Source organism: Christiangramia pacifica (assembly GCF_057221535.1).
On the sequence record NZ_CM170146.1, the window covers coordinates 2,545,790 to 2,564,454 of the forward strand.

Below are 18,665 nucleotides of genomic sequence, written 5' to 3' on the forward strand. Positions count from 1 at the left end.
CTTTCGGTTTCACCATGGCATAGGAATTGAATAATTGAAATAGAAAATCTGAAATTAAACTGAAAGCCTTATTTATCAGGGCTTTTAAACAACTTCATCAAAATTAAGCATTATTGGTTTTGGTGACAGTTTGACTTAAATATAATTATGGCGAAAACAAAGTTTGGTAATATTGACAGTTTGTCATTGCAGGGTATTGATGAGGATGCAGAATTGATCCCACTAATGACGCCTGAAGATGAAGAAGAGATCAATAAAGAGAATCTGCCTGAAACCTTACCGATTCTTCCTTTAAGGAACACTGTTCTTTTTCCGGGAGTGGTAATTCCAATCACCGCAGGTCGTGATGCTTCCATAAAACTGATCAATGAAGCGAATAATGGTAGTAAAATTATTGGTGTTGTATCTCAAAAGGATGAGGAAGTAGAAAATCCTACTTCAAAAGACATCAATAAAGTTGGGGTAGTAGCGAGAATTCTTCGAGTTTTGAAAATGCCTGATGGTAACACTACAGTGATCATACAAGGTAAGAAAAGATTCCAGATCACTCAGGTGGTCACCGAAGAACCTTACATGAATGCTACGGTTGCTGAAATTCCAGATAACAGGCCGGAAAAAGATAATGCAGAATTTTCTGCAATTATTGATTCTATAAAAGAGCTGGCATTACAGATTATTAAAGGAAGCCCGAATATCCCTTCAGAAGCTTCATTTGCGATCAAGAATATCGAAAGTAATTCTTTCCTGATCAATTTTGTTTCCTCGAACATGAGCTTAAGCGTGGAAGAGAAGCAGAAACTGCTTGAAATGAACGATCTCAAGGAAAGAGCGCTGGCGACCCTAAAGCATATGAATACCGAGAACCAGAAACTGGAACTTAAGAATGATATTCAGAGCAAGGTGCAAAGCGATATGAGTCAGCAGCAGCGAGAGTATTTTCTTCATCAGCAAATGAAAACCATCCAGGAAGAATTAGGTGGTGTCTCCCATGAAGGAGAGATAGTTGAAATGCGAGAGCGAGCTAAAGATAAAAAATGGGGAGAAGAGGTTCAGAATCATTTTGAAAAGGAGCTTTCCAAAATGCAGCGAATGAATCCTCAGGTTGCTGAATATTCTATCCAGAGAAATTACCTCGATTTGTTTCTTGATCTACCATGGAATGAATTCAGTAAGGATAAATTTGATCTGAAAAGAGCGAAAAAGATTCTGGATCGTGATCACTACGGACTTGATGATGTGAAGAGGCGTATCATTGAATATTTAGCTGTTCTTAAGCTAAGAAATGATATGAAGTCACCGATTCTTTGTTTATATGGGCCTCCTGGAGTTGGTAAAACTTCATTAGGTAAATCTGTTGCCGAAGCTTTAGGTAGAGAATATGTTCGTATTTCACTTGGTGGACTAAGAGATGAAGCTGAAATACGCGGACACAGAAAAACCTATATTGGGGCAATGCCTGGTAGAATTATACAGAGCTTGAAAAAGGCCGGAACCAGCAATCCTGTTTTTGTTCTTGATGAGATTGATAAGTTGGCTATAGGAAATTCTGGAGATCCATCTTCAGCATTACTTGAAGTTCTCGATCCTGAACAGAATTCAGAATTTCACGATAATTTCCTAGAGATGGGATTTGACCTATCCAAGGTAATGTTTATTGCGACTTGTAACTCTCTTAGTACCATTCAGCCCGCATTGAGAGATCGTATGGAGATCATCAACGTAACAGGATATACCATTGAAGAAAAAGTTCAGATCGCGAAAAGACACTTGCTTCCAAAGCAATTGGAAGAACACGGTCTTAATTCTGAACATTTAAAGATCGGTAAAAAGCATCTTGAAAAAATCGTTGAAGGATATACCAGAGAATCTGGTGTTCGTGCATTGGAGAAGCAGATTGCCAAGGTAGTAAGATTTGCAGCCAAGAATATTGCGATGGAGGAGGAGTATAATGTAAAAGTTACCGATGAAGATATTATCGAGATTCTTGGAAGTCCTAAAATGGAACGCGATAAATATGAAAATAATGACGTTGCGGGAGTTGTAACAGGATTGGCCTGGACAAGCGTTGGAGGTGACATTCTTTTCATCGAATCTATTTTATCTAAAGGAAAAGGAAATCTTACCATCACCGGGAACTTGGGTAAAGTGATGAAAGAATCGGCCACCATTGCTATGGAATATATTAAAGCGAATGCCGAGAGACTTGGCATTATTCCTTCGATATTTGACCAGTATAATGTGCATATTCACGTTCCGGAAGGCGCTACCCCTAAAGATGGACCGAGTGCAGGTATCACTATGCTAACTTCTCTGGTATCTTTATTCACTCAGAAGAAAGTGAAGAAAAGTATTGCTATGACAGGTGAGATCACCTTAAGAGGAAAGGTGTTGCCAGTTGGTGGTATTAAGGAAAAGATTCTTGCAGCAAAAAGGGCTAGAATTAAAGAGATCATTCTTTGCGAGGATAATAAGCGAGACATTGAAGAGATCAAGGAAGAATATGTAAAAGGTCTTACTTTCCATTATGTGAAAGAAATGAGTGAAGTCATAGATATTGCGATCACAGATCAAAATGTGAAAAACGCTAAAAAGTTATAAAAGGAAGCCCCGAACAGGGGCTTTTTTAATTTTTACACGACTTAAGAATTCTAAAAATTTACCTTTGCAAAAGATATTATAGTTGATGGATAAAAAAATTACAATAGCAATAGACGGATTTTCTTCCACCGGAAAAAGCACTGTCGCGAAAAGACTGGCTAAAGAACTTGGATATGTGTATGTGGATACTGGAGCAATGTATCGAGCGGTTACGCTTTATATGATGCGAAAGATCTTTGTTTCGGAAGGAAATTTTGACAAAGAAGCTATTATTCGTCATCTTCCTTTTATAAGCCTGAGCTTTGAGTTTAATAAAGATCTCGGATTTGGTGAAATGTATCTGAATGATGAAAACGTAGAGAAGGAGATAAGGTACATGGAAGTTTCACAACAGGTAAGTAAGGTTTCAGCTATTCCTGAAGTAAGAAAAAAACTGGTGGAGCAACAACAGGAAATAGGGAAGGAGAAAGGTATCGTAATGGATGGAAGAGATATTGGTACAGTAGTATTCCCTGATGCTGAATTGAAATTGTTTATGACCGCTTCTACAGAAACAAGAGCTCAAAGGAGATATGATGAGCTTAAAGAGCGTGGTGATGATATAGAATTTGATGAAGTGCTTCAAAATGTAAAAGATAGGGACTATATGGATTCTACCAGAGAGGATTCTCCATTAATCATGGCAGATGATGCGGTTGAATTTGATAATTCAAACATGGGTCTTGATGAACAATTTGATAAGATCCTGAAGATCGCTAAAGATAAGATCAAAGAGGTGAATTCGTAAGCTCTACAAATAAATAATCACTATCCGCAATTAATTTCAATATTAGTTGCGGATTTTTGTTTTGTTACGTATTTTTGCACTCCTTTTTGGCAGAAGACCGGAAATCCAAAAAGGGTTGAAAATCAAAACTATAAACAACTTCTGTAGTTTCTGTTTTGCTGAAAGATTTCCGAAGAAACTCAGAATACAAATTTAAAGTCAGTAATGGCTGAAGAAAACAAAAACAAAGAAGCTCAGGAACTTGAAGTTCAAGACGTAGCTGGAATGGCTACAGATTCTCAACCTGATGCAGAAAAGCAACAGGAAAATCCTGAGAAATTCCTTAAAGAATTTAACTGGCACAATTACGAAGAAGGAATCGATCCTATCGACGATGAGAAGCTGGAAGAATTTGAAAAGCTAGTTGAAGAAAATTTCGTTGACACTTTAGATGACGAAGTTGTAACAGGAAAAGTAATTAATATTACAGATCGTGATGCAATTATCGACATTAACGCAAAGAGTGAAGGAGTTATTTCTCTTAACGAATTCCGTTACAACCCAGACCTTAAAGAAGGTGATGATGTTGAGGTATTGATCGACGTTCGCGAAGATTCTACTGGACAGTTGATCCTTTCTCACCGTAAGGCGAGAGTGATCAAGGCTTGGGAAAGAGTAAACAAAGCACACGATGAAAGCCTGGTAGTAAACGGATTTATTAAATGCCGTACTAAAGGTGGTATGATCGTAGATGTATTTGGAATCGAAGCTTTCTTACCAGGATCACAAATTGATGTGAAGCCTATTAGAGATTACGATGCTTACGTAGGTAAGAACATGGAATTCAAAGTGGTTAAAATTAACCATGAATTCAAAAACGTGGTAGTTTCTCACAAAGCGCTTATCGAAGCAGATATCGAAGAGCAGAAGAAAGAAATTATCGGTCAGCTTGAAAAAGGTCAGGTACTTGAAGGTACTGTTAAGAACATTACTTCTTACGGTGTATTCGTTGACCTTGGAGGTGTTGATGGACTTGTACACATTACAGATCTTAGCTGGTCTAGAATCAACCATCCAAACGAGATCGTTGAGCTTGATCAGAAACTTAACGTAGTAATCCTTGACTTTGATGAGTCTAAGTCTAGAATTCAGTTAGGTCTTAAGCAACTTAGCCAGCACCCATGGGATGCTCTTAGTGAGGATCTTAAAGTTGGTGATAACGTGAAAGGTAAAGTAGTTGTAATCGCAGATTACGGTGCATTTATCGAAGTTGCTGAAGGTGTTGAAGGTCTTATCCACGTTTCTGAAATGTCTTGGAGCACACACTTGCGTTCAGCTCAGGATTTCGTAAATGTAGGTGATGAGGTAGAGGCACAGATCCTTACTTTAGATAGAGATGACAGAAAAATGTCTCTTGGTATCAAGCAATTGACTCAAGATCCTTGGACTGATATCACTTCTAAGTATCCTGTAGGTTCTAAGCATAAAGGTATTGTTCGTAACTTCACTAACTTCGGAGTATTTGTAGAGTTAGAAGAAGGAATTGACGGACTTATCTATATCTCTGATCTTTCTTGGACTAAGAAGATCAAGCACCCATCAGAATTTACTAACGTAGGCGATGAGCTTGAAGTTGTAGTTCTTGAACTTGATGTTGAAGGTAGAAAACTTTCTCTTGGTCACAAGCAGATCGAAGATAACCCTTGGGATAAATATGAAGATGACTTTGGAGTTGGAACTAAGCACACAGCTGAGATCACTGAGATCGTAGACAAAGGTGCTACAATCGACTTCAATGAAGATATCACTGCATTTGTACCACAAAGACATCTTGAAAAAGAAGATGGTAGCAAATTGAAGAAAGGTGAAGAGGCAGAATTCCAGATCATTGAATTCAACAAAGAATTCAAGAGAGTGGTAGCTTCTCACATGGTAATTCACAAAGAAGAAGAGCAAAAAATTGTTAAGCAGGCTGCTAAGAAATCAGCTTCGCAAAACAAAGACAACGCCACTACAATTGGTGATGTTAATGCTGATCTTCAAGCGTTGAAAGACAAAATGGAAGGTAAAGGATAATCTTACCGGATATTTATAAAGTAAAAACCTCCTTAGGCAACTAAGGAGGTTTTTTTTGGTAGAATTTTGAATTTAATCCGCTTCAGCCAGTAGTTCCTGAAGTTTCTGCGCGCTTATTGGTTTGATCAGGTAATTACTGATATTATCATATTCTTTAGCTCGTGCAAGATCCTGAGGATCTATGGAGGAAGTTACAATGTATATGATAATCTCTTTTTTACATGGAATCTTGATGAATTCGTCAAGGAATTGCCATCCATCCATTATAGGCATATTCAGATCCAGTAAAATCACATCTGGAAGCGAAGGTTCATTAGATTCTATGATAGGTTTCAAATGATTTATAGCTTCTTCGCCATTATGAAAAACCATAAAATTAGTACAGAAATCGGCAAGTTGCATGATCTTTTTTGTTCCAAATACGAAAATTGGATCATCATCGATAATACAAGCTATATCAACTTTTTTCATTCTTTTTCAGGTTAATTATAAATTTGGTTCCCTCGTTTACTTTGCTTTCCACATCTATACTTCCCTCCATCGCTTCTATCTGATTCTTGGTTATAAATAGTCCTATTCCTCTCGAATCCTTATGATTATGGAAGGTCTTATACATGCCGAAAATTTTCTGCCTGTTTTTAGTGAGATCTATTCCCAGGCCATTATCTTCAACAATAAGCTGAATATATTTTCTTTTATCGTTAATTCTAAATCTTAAATAACTTTCTCGCTCTTCAGATCTGTATTTGATCGCATTGGTAGTAAAATTTAGTAGAATACTTTCCATATAAGCCCTTATACCAATCACCTCACAATCTTCAGGCACATTATTGATTATTTTCAATTTTGCTTCACTAATTAATGCCCCAACAGTATTCTTGGCATTTTCAATTTCTTTAAATAGATTAACCTTGACCAGGGTTTCGGTTACAGAGGCATTAATTACCGTGACTTCATTTAAATGCTCAATGGTTTCCTTAAGATTTCCGGATGCTTTATAGAGCATTTGTATGATCTCATCATCTTTTTGCTCCGGATGATCCTGTATGTAAAGATCCAGCAACATCCCAAAATTTCCTGAGTGCGACCTAAGGTTGTGAGAAACTATATGCGCAAAATTCTTTAATCGGTCATTCTGATCTTTTGTAAGCTCCAGGATATTTGATAATTCTCTTTCAGCATTTTTAAGTTTTGAAATATTTGTTGCTACTCCCAGGTATCCAATAGTTTCTCCTTCATCTTTTATGGTAGTCAGTGTAAGCTGAACTGGGAACATGTTACCATTCTTTGGCTTATAAAACCATTCCCTGGTGTCAAAATTATTCTTATGTGCCATGGCTTGAAATAATTTCACACCTTCATGCTTTTCACCATGAATTTTTTCGAATTCCCTCGCTCTGGCTTTCAGTTCTTTTCTGGAATGCAGGATGTCAAGACTTTGCTTACCAATCATTTCTTCCTTTGAATAACCCAGAAGATTCTCAGCACCTTTATTGAAAGCGGTAATAATACCATCGGTATTCATGCTGATAATACTTACTCGGGTGCTGGCTTCCAGAAGTCCTTCAAGCTCTACTAATGTTTTTTTCAGCTTTTCTTCAGCGATCTTTTCTTTTGAAATATCAATGATCTGCGATACAAAGAAAAGCGGCTGGTTTTTCTCGTTTCTAACCAGGGATACGGCAAGGTTGATATAGACAATATGGCCATCCTTATGGAAATACCTTTTGTCCATATGATAATGATCCCTTTTTCCCAGGATTAGTTCATTCAGTAGTTTTACATCCAGGTCAAGATCTTCCGGGTGTGTAAGATCTCTAAATGTAAGTTTTCTTAATTCTTCTGGAGTATAACCTACGATCTCACTAACCCGATTATTAATCTGAATCCACTGTCCGTCAGGATTTACCACGGCCATTCCAATTGCGGCATGCTCAAAACTTCCTCTGAATGTTTCCTGACTGATCCTATGTCTATTCTCAGCATCAATTCTTTTCGTAATATCGTGCATTGCCACTACGGCACCGGCCAGATTACCATTTTCATCAAAAAGCTGTGATCCATTGACCGAAACTTTACGATTTGTACCGTCGTTGGGTTTGATCATTATTTCATCATTCTCCAGTTTACCACTATTTAGAACTTTTAATAAAGGAATTTCTGAAAGTTCCAGCGCTCTGTTTCCTTCAATATCGAACAATCCGTAGTATTCCGATAACTTCTCCTGAGGTATCTGTTTTGCAGGTAAGCCATGCCAGTCTTTAGTTGCCTTATTGAATAGCGTAAGTTCCCCGTTCTTATTACAGGCCACAATTCCAACATCTACACTTTCCAGGACAGTTTCCATTAATTGCTGACGTTTGAAAATTTCTCTTTCAGCCATCTTAATTGGAGTAATATCTGCAGTATGCATTAAAATTCCTCCAATAGTATTTTCGCTGGTATACCATGGCCTTACTTCCCAACTAATCCATTGCTCGGTTCCATCAGGATAGATATAGCAATCTTCATCTTTACTATGAATTTCCCCGTTCATGCATTTTTGATGCACCTCTTTCCATTCATTTGAGATATTAGGAAAGATATCGTAATGGCAGTGCCCAATGATCTCCCTTTCCTTGATGTGGTAATCTTCCAGCCATTTATTTGATGCAGCTACATAAACCATGTTTTTGTCAAACATGGCAATAGCACTCGGGGCCTGGTCTATAAATAATTTCTTTATTTCCAGCCTTGATTTTTCTTCGGTTACGTCCACATGAAAACCGGTCATCCATTCCGGTTCACCATCTTTAGTCCAGGTAACCACTTTTCCTTTGTCTCTTACCCAAACCCATTCTCCATTTTTGTGGCGCATCCTGGCTTCGGTAAGATAATAATCTGTCTTTCCTTCAAAATGGTTTTGTAATTCCTGGTTGCATTTCTCCTGATCTGAAGGATGCGATAGGCTTTCCCAGGTTTTTACTGAAGTTGGCTGTAATTCTTCCAGGTTATAGCCTAAGACCTGAGCCCAGTTTTCGCTGAAAATAGTTTCTCCGGTTTGAATATTCCACTGCCAGTTACCTAATTCAGCACCCTCGATAATTTTTTCATAACGGCTAAGTTTCCTAAGAAGATTATATTTTACGTCAGAAGCTTGCTCTAATTGATTCACTCCTACCAATACACAAGTATCTAAACCGTCATTAATTTTCAAACTACTGGCCGAAAGCCTAATCTGAAATCCCTGTTTATGCTTTAGTAAAATTTGAATATTACTGCCGTTTAAATCTCCAAAAATGGCAAGATTTTCTTCATTAATAAACTGGGAGATATGCTCTCTTTTTTCGTATTCAGAAGGATCGTAACCTAGAACAGAGCGCAACTTAGGATTGAGCCAAATGCTTTTAGAATCTTCTATATTGAAAATTAAAAAGCCGTCTAGTGCGTTTAACTGAGTAAATTCAAAATACTCCTGATTTTCTCTTATCATAGAGAAAACCTTATCCATTACACCGTAGGTCATTCTGGTTAGTTTAAAGATTTGGGGATCTTTTCTCCTTGCAATTAAAATTAAATCTGGATAAAAAGCAATAAAAAAATTCAATCAGTTCATTTTGAAGCTAAGAGCTATTAGATTCTTCAGCCTTTTCCTACAAATAGTGTAAGACTAAAATTAAGATTGCAAGTCGAAAGCAATGTTCTTTACACCAATTGCTGAAAATTATCCATTTCACAATAGTTTGGGAAGGTCTACTGAAAAATATTCTTATCATTGAACATGAAAAAAAGATACTGGGCGATTATTATATTCTTAGTAGCGCTAACCATTACCTACTTCTTAGGACCTGTGCCGGAAAAACCGGAATATTCATCCAATTTACCTGAATTACCAGATTCTTTTAAAAAATTGGTATCATATATTGAAAACAAGGAGAATTCTGTTGCTGTTCGAAAGAATAATGAAGCCAGAATTATTTGGAATGACGGAGTGAAATCTAAAACTGAATATAGTATAGTTTACCTGCACGGATTTGCGGGAAGTTATATGGATGGATACCCGGTAAACAAAGATATTGCTGAAAAGCTTGACGCTAATATTTATATGGCTAGATGGGCTGGTCATGGTTTGAAGCCAGAAGAGGCCTTAGAAAATTTTTCTGGAGAGAACGCCTGGAATTCTGCTAGAGAAGCTTTGGCCATAGGTAAGAAAATAGGTGATAAGGTGATTATTATGAGCACTTCTACCGGAGGAACTCTGGCGTTTAAATTAGCAGCTGAATTTCCTGAGGATGTATATGCTCTGGTTAATTTGTCTCCTAATGTCGAGGATGACCAGCCGGGAACTTTTGTACTAAATTCTCCCTGGGGTTACGATATTGCCAGGTTGATTTCTTTCGGAGAAATGAAAAAGATCGAGCATGAACAGGCAGAAGCTGCGAAATACTGGGATACCATTTATCCTTCGAAAGCATTGGTTGATCTTCAGGTGTTAGTAGAGACCACCATGCTTCCAGAAACTTTTCAGAAAATTGAATGTCCTGTTCTAACCCTTTATTATCACCGGAATTTTATAGAGGAGGATCAGCATGTGGAAATAAGTACCTACGAAGATGTATACAAACTGTTAGGTACTCCAGATTCTCTGAAGGTTTTGAAATCTTTGAAAACTCCGGGAACACATTTTATTGGAAGCGATATTAAATCAAAAGATACTGAAATCGTTGAAAATTCTATTCTTGAATTTTTTCGAGATAATCTGAATATGAAGATCGACTCAACAAATTTTTAAATGATAATTCGAATGTCACCTTGTAGACAAAGATTTCAGATACCGATTCAATCCAAAAAAAACATTACTTTTGTTCCAATCTACAAATAGTCTTATGAGCCGTAAAGTACTTCTAGACTCAAACCAAATTAACATCATTCTGCATCGCCTGGCTTGTCAATTGGTAGAAAAGCATACAGATTTTAAAAATACTGTTCTCGTAGGAATTCAACCTCGAGGAATTTATGTTACCCAAAGGATTGAAAAAATCCTTAAGGAGGAATATGGTCTTGATAATATTTTAACCGGCCAGCTGGATATTACATTTTATAGGGACGATTTTAGAAGAGGCGAAAAACCACTGGAAGCGAATAAGACAAAAATTGATTTTGTGGTTGAAGATAAGCGTGTGGTTTTTATAGATGACGTCTTATATACCGGCCGAAGTATTCGTGCGGCTTTAACAGCAATTCAATCATTTGGTAGGCCTAGCGAAATTGAACTTCTAAGTTTAATAGATAGAAGATTTAGCAGACATTTGCCTATTCAGCCAGATTACAACGGTAGACAGGTAGATGCGATCAACGAAGAAAAAGTAAAGGTGAGCTGGAAGGAAAATGATGGTGAAGATGCAGTTTACCTAATATCAAAATAGATAAAAAATGAGCAGCGAATTAAGTGTGAATCACTTATTAGGAATTAAATATCTTAAACCTGAAGATATAGAGCTTATCTTCAAAACTGCAGATCATTTTAAGGAGGTCATTAATAGGCCAATCAAAAAAGTTCCTTCGCTCAGGGATATTACAATTGCCAATCTATTCTTTGAAAACAGTACCAGAACACGGTTATCATTTGAGCTTGCCGAGAAAAGATTAAGCGCAGATGTGATCAATTTTTCTGCAGCTTCTTCCTCGGTTAAAAAAGGAGAAACGTTAATAGATACCGTGAACAATATACTTTCGATGAAAGTAGACATGGTGGTTATGCGTCATCCTAATCCTGGCGCAGGGATTTTTCTTTCCAAACATGTAAATGCGAGTATCATAAATGCTGGTGACGGAGCACATGAGCATCCTACCCAAGCATTGCTGGATTCCTATTCTATCAGGGAGAAACTAGGAAATGTAAAGGGAAAGAAAGTAGTTATCGTGGGTGATATTCTTCATAGTCGGGTAGCACTTTCCAATATTTTCGCCTTAAAACTTCAGGGAGCTGAAGTAAAAGTTTGCGGACCAAAAACTTTATTACCGAAACATATTGAATCTCTGGGAGTAGGAGTGGAGATGGATCTTCGGAAGGCTTTAGAATGGTGTGATGTGGCAAATATGCTAAGAGTACAGAATGAGCGAATGGATATCAGCTATTTTCCGAGCACTCGTGAGTACGTAAAGCAATTCGGATTAAATAAAAAATTGCTGGACAGTCTTAATAAAGAGATTGTTATCATGCATCCCGGCCCAATAAATAGAGGTGTGGAAATTACCAGTGATGTAGCAGATTCAGATCACGCGATAATATTAGACCAGGTACAGAATGGTGTAGCCGTAAGAATGGCTGTGATCTACCTTCTGGCTTCTAAGATCAAGCAATAGATAGTCACATATTTTGTAACTTGAATTTGAAAGAAATAAGACCTATACAATGAAAACTTCCAAAAAAGAAAATTTTCTACTTATAGAAAACGAAAGCGATTCAATAACTGAATTTGCTTCGGTACTTACCAGACATCACAATGATTTCAAATCTGAAAATGTAGTGATAGATATTAGAAGTTTTAGCGATGCAAAGGCAGACAATTTACTTGGTTTTCTGGAGATGTCTAATGTGCATCGGGAAGAGAATAAAAGCTTTGTGATCGTTAACGATGCTGTAGGTATTGATGAACTTCCGGAAGAATTGGTAGTTGTGCCAACGCTTCAAGAAGCAGAAGATATGATTCAGATGGATGAGATCCAGAGAGACCTTAGATTCTAGGAATTCCTACCCAAATTGAAAATGTTTTTGAATGAAAGTTACCATACTTGGTTGCTATGCGGCGACACCACGGAGTTTTACAAATCCAACCTCACAGGTTCTTGAAATTAATAATCATCTTTTTCTAATAGATTGTGGTGAGGGTACACAAGTGCAACTTCGTCGTAATAAGATCAAGTTTTCCAAGATCAAACATATCTTTATTTCTCACTTGCATGGAGATCATTTCTATGGCCTCGTTGGCCTGGTTTCTACCTTTAGACTATTAAACCGAGAGAATGAACTTCACATTTATGGCCCAAAAGGAATAAAAGAGATCATTACTCTTCAGCTTAAATTGGCCAATTCTTGGACTAATTTTCCATTGATCTTTCATGAGCTGACTTCCAGAGAACCTGAATTGATATTTGAGGATTCGAAAGTTAGTGTAAGCACTTTGCCTCTGAAGCACCGCGTTTATACCAATGGATTTTTATTCCGTGAGAAAGAAGGCGATCGCAAACTTCTTATAGATAAAGCTGAAGATTACAATATTGACTATACTCTTTTCAAGAGTTTGAAAAAAGGAAAAGATGTGGTATCGGAAGATGGAAAACTTATTCCAAATCATTTAGTGACCGATGATCCCGCGCCCGCTAAATCCTATGCTTTTTGTAGCGACACGGTTTTTGATCCAGAGCTGGTTCCTTTGATCAAAGATGTCACAGTTCTTTATCACGAATCTACCTTTCTGGAAGACCAGGCAGAACTAGCTTTTCCCACCAAACATTCAACGGCCCGGCAAGCGGCCACCATCGCAAAAGAGGCCAATGTTCAAAAATTGATTCTCGGACATTATTCCACGCGATATGCAAATATTGAACTCTTTCGAGAGGAGGCTTCAGATATTTTTTCCGACATCCTTTTAGCCGATGATGGAAAAGAAATAATCGTTGAATAACACACTTCAAGTAATTACTTTCATCAGTCGTTAATCGGCTAATCCTCAGTGCTTCTAGCGTAAATTCCTACAGAAAATGTTAAAATTGATCAAATTTTGACCTTTTTTTTGGTTTTATAAGTCATTAGTCGATAAAATATGTAGATTTATCTTCCCTGAATCTAACATTTTAACCTATGAAAAAAATTACTTTAACAGGATTTATGTTAATCTTATGTGCGTTGTTTCTTACGTCTTGTTCGAAAGATAGCATTGGTGATGAAGTTTCATCCTATGATCAAGTAGTAACCAAAAAAGTAGAATATACCTACTCGACTATTGAAGTAGAGATCCTTGATGAGATCAATATTTACAGAAGTGCTCTTGGTCTTAGTGAACTTAAAGTAATGGCAAATATCTCTATCGAGTCTGAAGAACATAATGAATATATGATTGTAGAAGGAACCGTTAGTCATGATAATTTTGCTGATAGAGCTTCATTCCTTATGCAGGAAGTAGGAGCGAAGAAGGTTGCCGAGAATGTTGGATATGGTTATAGAACTTCTGAAGCCGTTGTGAACGCCTGGTTAAAAAGTAAAGGCCACAGAGAAAATGTGGAAGGAGATTTTACTCATTTCGGAGTATCAGTTAGACAGGATGAAAATGGAAAGAATTATTTCACCAACATTTTTATAAAAAAGTAATACCGCAAGTTTTGTTTTCCCCCCAAATCGAGAAAAAGGGTTCAGGCTAGAGGCTGACCCTTTTTTTTTTGCTATTATCTGAAATTGTTAAATAGATTACTCGGTTAACATAAATAATATTTAAAATCTTAATTGCTGAAATTCACTTGTTGAGAATTAAGAACATTTAAGAGTTAGTATTGAATTTGTTAATCTATTTTGGCTGGTATTGTTTCATAAAAAAGTCCGGTTTGTTAGACCGGACCTTCATTCAATATTCCGAAAAAATTAATCCAATTTTGGAATCTTCGAAATGTACATCTTCTGATATTGCAGATCGTTCATTCCACTTTCTCCAAGTTGTACATAAGGTAAATCCTCAATATTTCTTCTATTTATCTGTGAACGTCCCAGGATAGCATTTAGGGCTTTTTCGAGCAAAGGCTCATCCCGTTCTCCAAGAACGCCATAATTGTTCAAGTTTTCTATGTATGTAATTTCAGGTTCAAGACCATCCACGTAATCTGAATTTCCATTGGCATTTATTGATTTAAAAACCAGAGGTTGCATTGCATAAGTATGATTATCGCTGGCGCCATCCTTGTCAAAGTCTGGACTGTCGTAAAGCGTTACTGATGCCTGGAATTTTCCTACGGTTCTATCACCAACCTGAATAACATTAATGTAAGGGTCTAGAGCGTTAATTATAAGCTCGCTTGCAGAAGCGCTGGATCTTGAGGTCAATACATAAAGTTCGTTCAAATTAAGGCTGTTAATAGCAGTTCCTGTTCTAAGGGTGCTATCGAACCTATTTACCAGTGCTTCAGGATTTTGGTTTTCAAAATACGTCTGATATTTCTCGTTCCATTGTTCTTTAATAAAGACTTCGCCTTCAAACTGACCGGTTATCATGCTGGAAAGATCTTTTGCAGATTCCACGGAGCCACCTCCATTATATCTTAGATCTAAAATAAAATCTGTCACTCCTTCAGCTTTGAAATCAGCGAATGCATTATTGAGATCCTCATCAAAATTACCAATGAAGCTGTTGTACATTAAATACCCGATCTTTCTTCCCGAAATATCGAAGGTCTTTGCAATATAAATAGGGTTTTCAGTATAAGTATCATCAGTTAGAGTCACTTCTTCATCGGTTAAAAAAATCTGACCATTTTCTACATATCCTACATTAATGGTAAAACTTTCTTTTTCTATCAACCTCGAAAAATTAGAAGAAGTAAGCTTCTGTCCGTCAATTTCGGTGAATATATCTCCTCTTTCCAGGCCTGCTTCAGAAGCAGAAGTATTTGGAAGCACATATCTTATAATTCCAAAAACATTATCGGTTCCGGAAATCTGACCCAGTCCGAATTTAATTCCGGTTGCTCCGCTCATTCCCTGAAACTGCTCTTCCAGTGTGGTGTAGTCATCGGTTATAAAACTGAATCTGTCAAAAGGAGCGATAAGGTCTTCAAATAAGGCTTCAGGGGATGAAGCGCTTGCCAGGAATGCATTTTTTTCGTTCGCATTATTGAAGTAATTATCTGCTAATTCAGGAACATCAGCTTTATAAAGGTATAGTTCATTCAATCCTCTGTAAATAAAGCTTTCAACTTCCAGCTCCTCATCTTGATTCGTATTTACAGGGTTTTCATTACCTGTGTTGGGATTTGGGTTGTCGATAACATCTTCATCCTTTGTACATGAGGTAAGAATAAAGAATAGCATACTACTCAGTATTAGTAAATTTCTCAGTTTCATCAGTTTTATATTTGGTTAAAAACTAGCGTTTTCCTTTAATTTTTCTTTATTAAGTCCAGTAATTGTGCCATAATGTGTTCAATCCAATATGATTCAATAAAGAAACGGAAACTGATAATATTTACGTAATAAAAACGAAAAAGGTTCAGGCTAGAGGCTGAACCTTTTTCTCTTCAATCGATTTGTTGGGGTCGATTTGCAAAATCATTAGTGATCATCGGTCGTAATGATCATCTCCCATTATCGATTTCGGTTGGGTTTAAAATTATATAGAAAGAGGCTATCTGGTAAAGATTTCAGCTCCAAAAGGATTTAAATACTTTCACAAATGCCTCTTTCTTTCAGGTTAGTTAGAAGTTGATTCCATTTTAACTACACTAAACATAGATCTCCTGTTTAACTGGTGATCCTGTTCTGAGCAGCGATCACAGTCTATAGCTGGTTTGGTTTCACCATAACCCTTATATTCCATAATTCTGTCTTCAGCAATTCCTTTGGAGATCAGGTAATCATAGGTTGATTTAGCTCTTCTTTCCGCAAGTTTTTCGTTGTATGCATTGCTCCCTCGTCTGTCTGTATGCGATCCAATTTCGATCACTAGTTCAGGATATTCGTTTTGCATCAGGTCTACCAGTTTGTCAAGTTCTTTGGCGGCATCAGGTCTAATGTTGGATTTATCAAAGTCGAAATAGATATTATCAATTTCAGCAAGATATTCCACATCTTTCACTGGATTCAGCTGAATGTCATAAACGATCTCTTCTTTCTCATCTGCATCCATCGTGCTTACCTCTCCTTCAAAAGTCTGGTATTCTATTTCCTTTGCTTCTACAGGGAATGTTTTATCTCTGGCAACTTCAATCTCGTAATTTCCTTCTTCATCGGTTTCCAGAAATGCAAGCTGTTCACCTTCTTCAGTCATTAACCTTACGGTAGCCGAAGAAATAGGATTTCCGTTAACCGCATCTGTCACTTGACCTTTTAGTAACAATGGATTCATTTTATTGAAAACATAGATATCATCACTTCCACCATCACGATTCGTTGAAATATAGCCTTCACGAGAATCTGACACCTGGAAATATGCGAAATCATCCTTGCTGCTGTTCACGGGTTCACCAAGATTTTCCACGCCATCTTCCTCGGTCATTTTAAAGATGTCGAAAAGGCCTAATCCTGCATGGCCATTAGATGAAAAATATAAAGTTCCATCTGTATCCATAAAAGGAAAGGTTTCGTCAAATTCAGTATTTACGGGCTCACCTAAATTTTCAGGAGTTCCAAAATTACCGTTCTCATCTACAGAAACTTTATAAATATCTGTTCCGCCAAGGCCGTTAGGCATGTCTGAAGTGAAATAAAGAGTTTTTCCATCTGGCGATAGAGTAGGGTGACCTACTGAATAATCATTACTGTTGAAGGTAAGTTCCTTTACTTCAGACCATCCGTTTCCAGCATTGGTCGCTGAATATAACTTTAGATGGTTTGTTTTTTCCTTATCTCTTTTACCTTCCTTATTGTCTATATAATTATTTCTGGTGAAATAAATTGTATTACCATCAGGGCTTACCACAGCAGGACCATCATGTAATTTGGTATTGATATCTCCACCAATTGGCTCAATGTTTCCTGAGGCTTTGTCCATAACATAGATATCCAGGAAAGGTTCACCGTTCCAGCTGTAAGTTTTGTCTTTTACATCTACATCCTGAGCTCTGGCTGAAACGAAATATACCTGATCGTCTTTTACGAATACACCAAAATCACTTACTTCAGAATTAAAATCGGCAGCTTTTAACTTATAAGTTGCCTTGCTTTTATATTCATCTTTATTCAGCATCGTTTGAATTTCTTCGGAACTTCTACCGCTTTCAAGATATTTACGCAGCCACTGTCTTGATTCATCATATCGCTTAACTCCGCGAAGTGCCTGAGCATATTTGTAATAATATTCTGGAGAGATCGTCGTGTCCTCGATCACATCACCATAATAGTGAACTGCGTTCTCCGGACTTCTCAAATTCATATAAGCATCTCCTAATTTCTTTGAATTATAAGTTACGTTATATTCGTTCTCGATGAGCTCCTTATAAACATCGGTAGCTTCCAGGTAGGCGAAATCATTGTAAAGCCTATCTGCCTTTTTTTGTTTTCCACTTTGAGCCTGAACGCTAAGCGATCCAGACAGCAGGATTAAAAATAAAAAGTATATGTTTTTCATAATAAACAGGCTTTTGGTTAAAAGAATCGAGGTGATTTGTACCTGGTATTTTTAAATCTAAATTCATAGATCAACAGAAATTCATGAGTTCCTGAGGTGTATGGTTGAATATCTGAAATCGAATACTCATATGCATATCCGGCGCGAAATCCTGGAAATAGCTGAAGATCCAGAAATGCTCCAATGGCATCGTCAATTCTATAATTAGCTCCTAAATAAAACTTTTCGTTGAAGATCGCTGTTGCAGTCATATCTACTGAAAGTGGAGCTCCATTTGTTGCTTTAACTAAAGCTGAAGGTCTTAACTTAAAGTTCTCACTCATATCAAAAACGTAACCTGATGTAAGGTAATAATGAACCTGTTCCAGGGCTCTGAATTCTTCAGCGCGGTTGTTATCTTTGTTAATTAACTTAGGAGCGGAGAAACCTAAGTACCAGTTTTGAGATGACAGGTAAGCACCTGCTCCAAAATTAGGGGTCCATCTGTTGAAATTATCTGCAAAAAATGGATCGTCACCTAAAGTTGGATCATCCAGTCCGTAATAATAAGCACCGGCTTTTAAACCTAATCTTAAGGTAAGATCTGCACTTAGATCTACACGATAAGAAAAGTCTCCATAAACAAAAGTGGTATTTTCATCTCCGATCTTATCATTGATCACAGATAATCCTAATCCAATTTTATCATTTCTCAAAGGAGAGTTGATAGATAAAGTTTGAGTAACAGGAGCCCCATCTACACCAACCCATTGGTTACGGTTAAGTGCGGTGATAGAAAATCCATCTCTACTCCCTGCATACGCCGGGTTTATAGAAATTGTATTGTACATGTACTGCGTAAACTGAGGGAGCTGTTGCGAAAATCCTGGGGCCGCAACAAATAGCATTAATATAATTAAATAAACTTTTTTCAT

14 protein-coding genes are annotated in these 18,665 nt (G+C 37.2%); 9 read left to right on the plus strand and 5 right to left on the minus strand.

Annotated features, from left to right (window positions below):
• The first annotated feature begins 147 nt into the window (after nt 1–147).
• The 3 genes from lon to rpsA all read left to right on the plus strand — a co-directional run bounded on the left by lon (nt 148) and on the right by rpsA (nt 5,440).
• A complete protein-coding gene (gene lon / locus AC2S94_RS11715; protein WP_484628762.1) occupies nt 148–2,598 on the plus strand; it encodes an endopeptidase La in 2,451 nt (816 codons plus the stop codon).
• A gap of 85 nt (nt 2,599–2,683) precedes the next feature.
• Complete coding sequence (gene cmk / locus AC2S94_RS11720) at nt 2,684–3,385, plus strand: (d)CMP kinase (RefSeq protein ID WP_484628763.1); 702 nt, start codon at nt 2,684–2,686, stop codon at nt 3,383–3,385.
• Between the two features lie 204 nt (nt 3,386–3,589).
• A complete protein-coding gene (rpsA, locus tag AC2S94_RS11725) occupies nt 3,590–5,440 on the plus strand; it encodes a 30S ribosomal protein S1 (protein WP_484628764.1) in 1,851 nt (616 codons plus the stop codon).
• Nucleotides 5,441–5,512: 72 nt separating this feature from the next.
• On the opposite strand, the gene AC2S94_RS11730 is transcribed toward rpsA, so the two are convergent.
• Both AC2S94_RS11730 and AC2S94_RS11735 read right to left on the minus strand, forming a co-directional pair.
• A complete protein-coding gene (locus tag AC2S94_RS11730) occupies nt 5,513–5,911 on the minus strand; it encodes a response regulator (protein ID WP_484628765.1) in 399 nt (132 codons plus the stop codon).
• Nucleotides 5,898–8,945, minus strand: coding sequence for a PAS domain S-box protein (locus AC2S94_RS11735; protein WP_484628766.1), 3,048 nt, complete (start codon nt 8,943–8,945; stop codon nt 5,898–5,900). The genes AC2S94_RS11730 and AC2S94_RS11735 overlap by 14 nt, the downstream gene beginning before the upstream one ends.
• 255 nt (nt 8,946–9,200) lie before the next feature.
• Between AC2S94_RS11735 and AC2S94_RS11740 the strand changes: the two genes are divergently transcribed.
• From AC2S94_RS11740 to AC2S94_RS11765, 6 genes are all read left to right on the plus strand, one after another.
• Complete coding sequence (locus AC2S94_RS11740; protein WP_484628767.1) at nt 9,201–10,211, plus strand: alpha/beta hydrolase; 1,011 nt, start codon at nt 9,201–9,203, stop codon at nt 10,209–10,211.
• Between the two features lie 94 nt (nt 10,212–10,305).
• Entirely contained in the window at nt 10,306–10,845 is a 540-nt protein-coding gene (pyrR, locus tag AC2S94_RS11745) for a bifunctional pyr operon transcriptional regulator/uracil phosphoribosyltransferase PyrR (protein ID WP_484628768.1), read from the plus strand.
• Between the two features lie 7 nt (nt 10,846–10,852).
• Nucleotides 10,853–11,785 carry an aspartate carbamoyltransferase catalytic subunit gene (locus AC2S94_RS11750; RefSeq protein ID WP_484628769.1) on the plus strand — a complete coding sequence of 311 codons (933 nt, stop codon included), beginning with the start codon at nt 10,853–10,855 and terminating at the stop codon, nt 11,783–11,785.
• Between the two features lie 49 nt (nt 11,786–11,834).
• Entirely contained in the window at nt 11,835–12,167 is a 333-nt protein-coding gene (locus AC2S94_RS11755; RefSeq protein ID WP_484628770.1) for a ribonuclease Z, read from the plus strand.
• 31 nt (nt 12,168–12,198) lie between these two features.
• Nucleotides 12,199–13,107, plus strand: a complete 909-nt coding sequence (locus AC2S94_RS11760) for a ribonuclease Z (protein ID WP_484628771.1) — start codon at nt 12,199–12,201, stop codon at nt 13,105–13,107.
• Between the two features lie 176 nt (nt 13,108–13,283).
• Nucleotides 13,284–13,790 carry a CAP domain-containing protein gene (locus AC2S94_RS11765; protein ID WP_484628772.1) on the plus strand — a complete coding sequence of 169 codons (507 nt, stop codon included), beginning with the start codon at nt 13,284–13,286 and terminating at the stop codon, nt 13,788–13,790.
• Nucleotides 13,791–14,057: 267 nt separating this feature from the next.
• Here the strand turns inward: AC2S94_RS11765 and AC2S94_RS11770 are convergent, their stop codons facing one another.
• The 3 genes from AC2S94_RS11770 to AC2S94_RS11780 all read right to left on the minus strand — a co-directional run bounded on the left by AC2S94_RS11770 (nt 14,058) and on the right by AC2S94_RS11780 (nt 18,665).
• Nucleotides 14,058–15,530 (minus strand): S41 family peptidase, encoded by a 1,473-nt coding sequence (locus tag AC2S94_RS11770; RefSeq protein ID WP_484628773.1) that lies wholly within the window; start codon nt 15,528–15,530, stop codon nt 14,058–14,060.
• Nucleotides 15,531–15,876: 346 nt separating this feature from the next.
• Entirely contained in the window at nt 15,877–17,751 is a 1,875-nt protein-coding gene (locus AC2S94_RS11775; protein WP_484628774.1) for an OmpA family protein, read from the minus strand.
• Between the two features lie 17 nt (nt 17,752–17,768).
• Nucleotides 17,769–18,665, minus strand: a complete 897-nt coding sequence (locus tag AC2S94_RS11780; RefSeq protein ID WP_484628775.1) for a PorP/SprF family type IX secretion system membrane protein — start codon at nt 18,663–18,665, stop codon at nt 17,769–17,771.

What these genes read in the sequence shown, in the direction of transcription:
- lon (WP_484628762.1), top strand. Translation starts at nt 148, where the DNA reads ATGGCGAAAACAAAGTTTGGTAATATTGACAGTTTGTCATTGCAGGGT.
- cmk (WP_484628763.1), top strand. Translation starts at nt 2,684, where the DNA reads ATGGATAAAAAAATTACAATAGCAATAGACGGATTTTCTTCCACCGGA.
- rpsA (WP_484628764.1), top strand. Translation starts at nt 3,590, where the DNA reads ATGGCTGAAGAAAACAAAAACAAAGAAGCTCAGGAACTTGAAGTTCAA.
- AC2S94_RS11730 (WP_484628765.1), bottom strand. Translation starts at nt 5,911, where the DNA reads ATGAAAAAAGTTGATATAGCTTGTATTATCGATGATGATCCAATTTTC.
- AC2S94_RS11735 (WP_484628766.1), bottom strand. Translation starts at nt 8,945, where the DNA reads ATGACCTACGGTGTAATGGATAAGGTTTTCTCTATGATAAGAGAAAAT.
- AC2S94_RS11740 (WP_484628767.1), top strand. Translation starts at nt 9,201, where the DNA reads ATGAAAAAAAGATACTGGGCGATTATTATATTCTTAGTAGCGCTAACC.
- pyrR (WP_484628768.1), top strand. Translation starts at nt 10,306, where the DNA reads ATGAGCCGTAAAGTACTTCTAGACTCAAACCAAATTAACATCATTCTG.
- AC2S94_RS11750 (WP_484628769.1), top strand. Translation starts at nt 10,853, where the DNA reads ATGAGCAGCGAATTAAGTGTGAATCACTTATTAGGAATTAAATATCTT.
- AC2S94_RS11755 (WP_484628770.1), top strand. Translation starts at nt 11,835, where the DNA reads ATGAAAACTTCCAAAAAAGAAAATTTTCTACTTATAGAAAACGAAAGC.
- AC2S94_RS11760 (WP_484628771.1), top strand. Translation starts at nt 12,199, where the DNA reads ATGAAAGTTACCATACTTGGTTGCTATGCGGCGACACCACGGAGTTTT.
- AC2S94_RS11765 (WP_484628772.1), top strand. Translation starts at nt 13,284, where the DNA reads ATGAAAAAAATTACTTTAACAGGATTTATGTTAATCTTATGTGCGTTG.
- AC2S94_RS11770 (WP_484628773.1), bottom strand. Translation starts at nt 15,530, where the DNA reads ATGAAACTGAGAAATTTACTAATACTGAGTAGTATGCTATTCTTTATT.
- AC2S94_RS11775 (WP_484628774.1), bottom strand. Translation starts at nt 17,751, where the DNA reads ATGAAAAACATATACTTTTTATTTTTAATCCTGCTGTCTGGATCGCTT.
- AC2S94_RS11780 (WP_484628775.1), bottom strand. Translation starts at nt 18,665, where the DNA reads ATGAAAAAAGTTTATTTAATTATATTAATGCTATTTGTTGCGGCCCCA.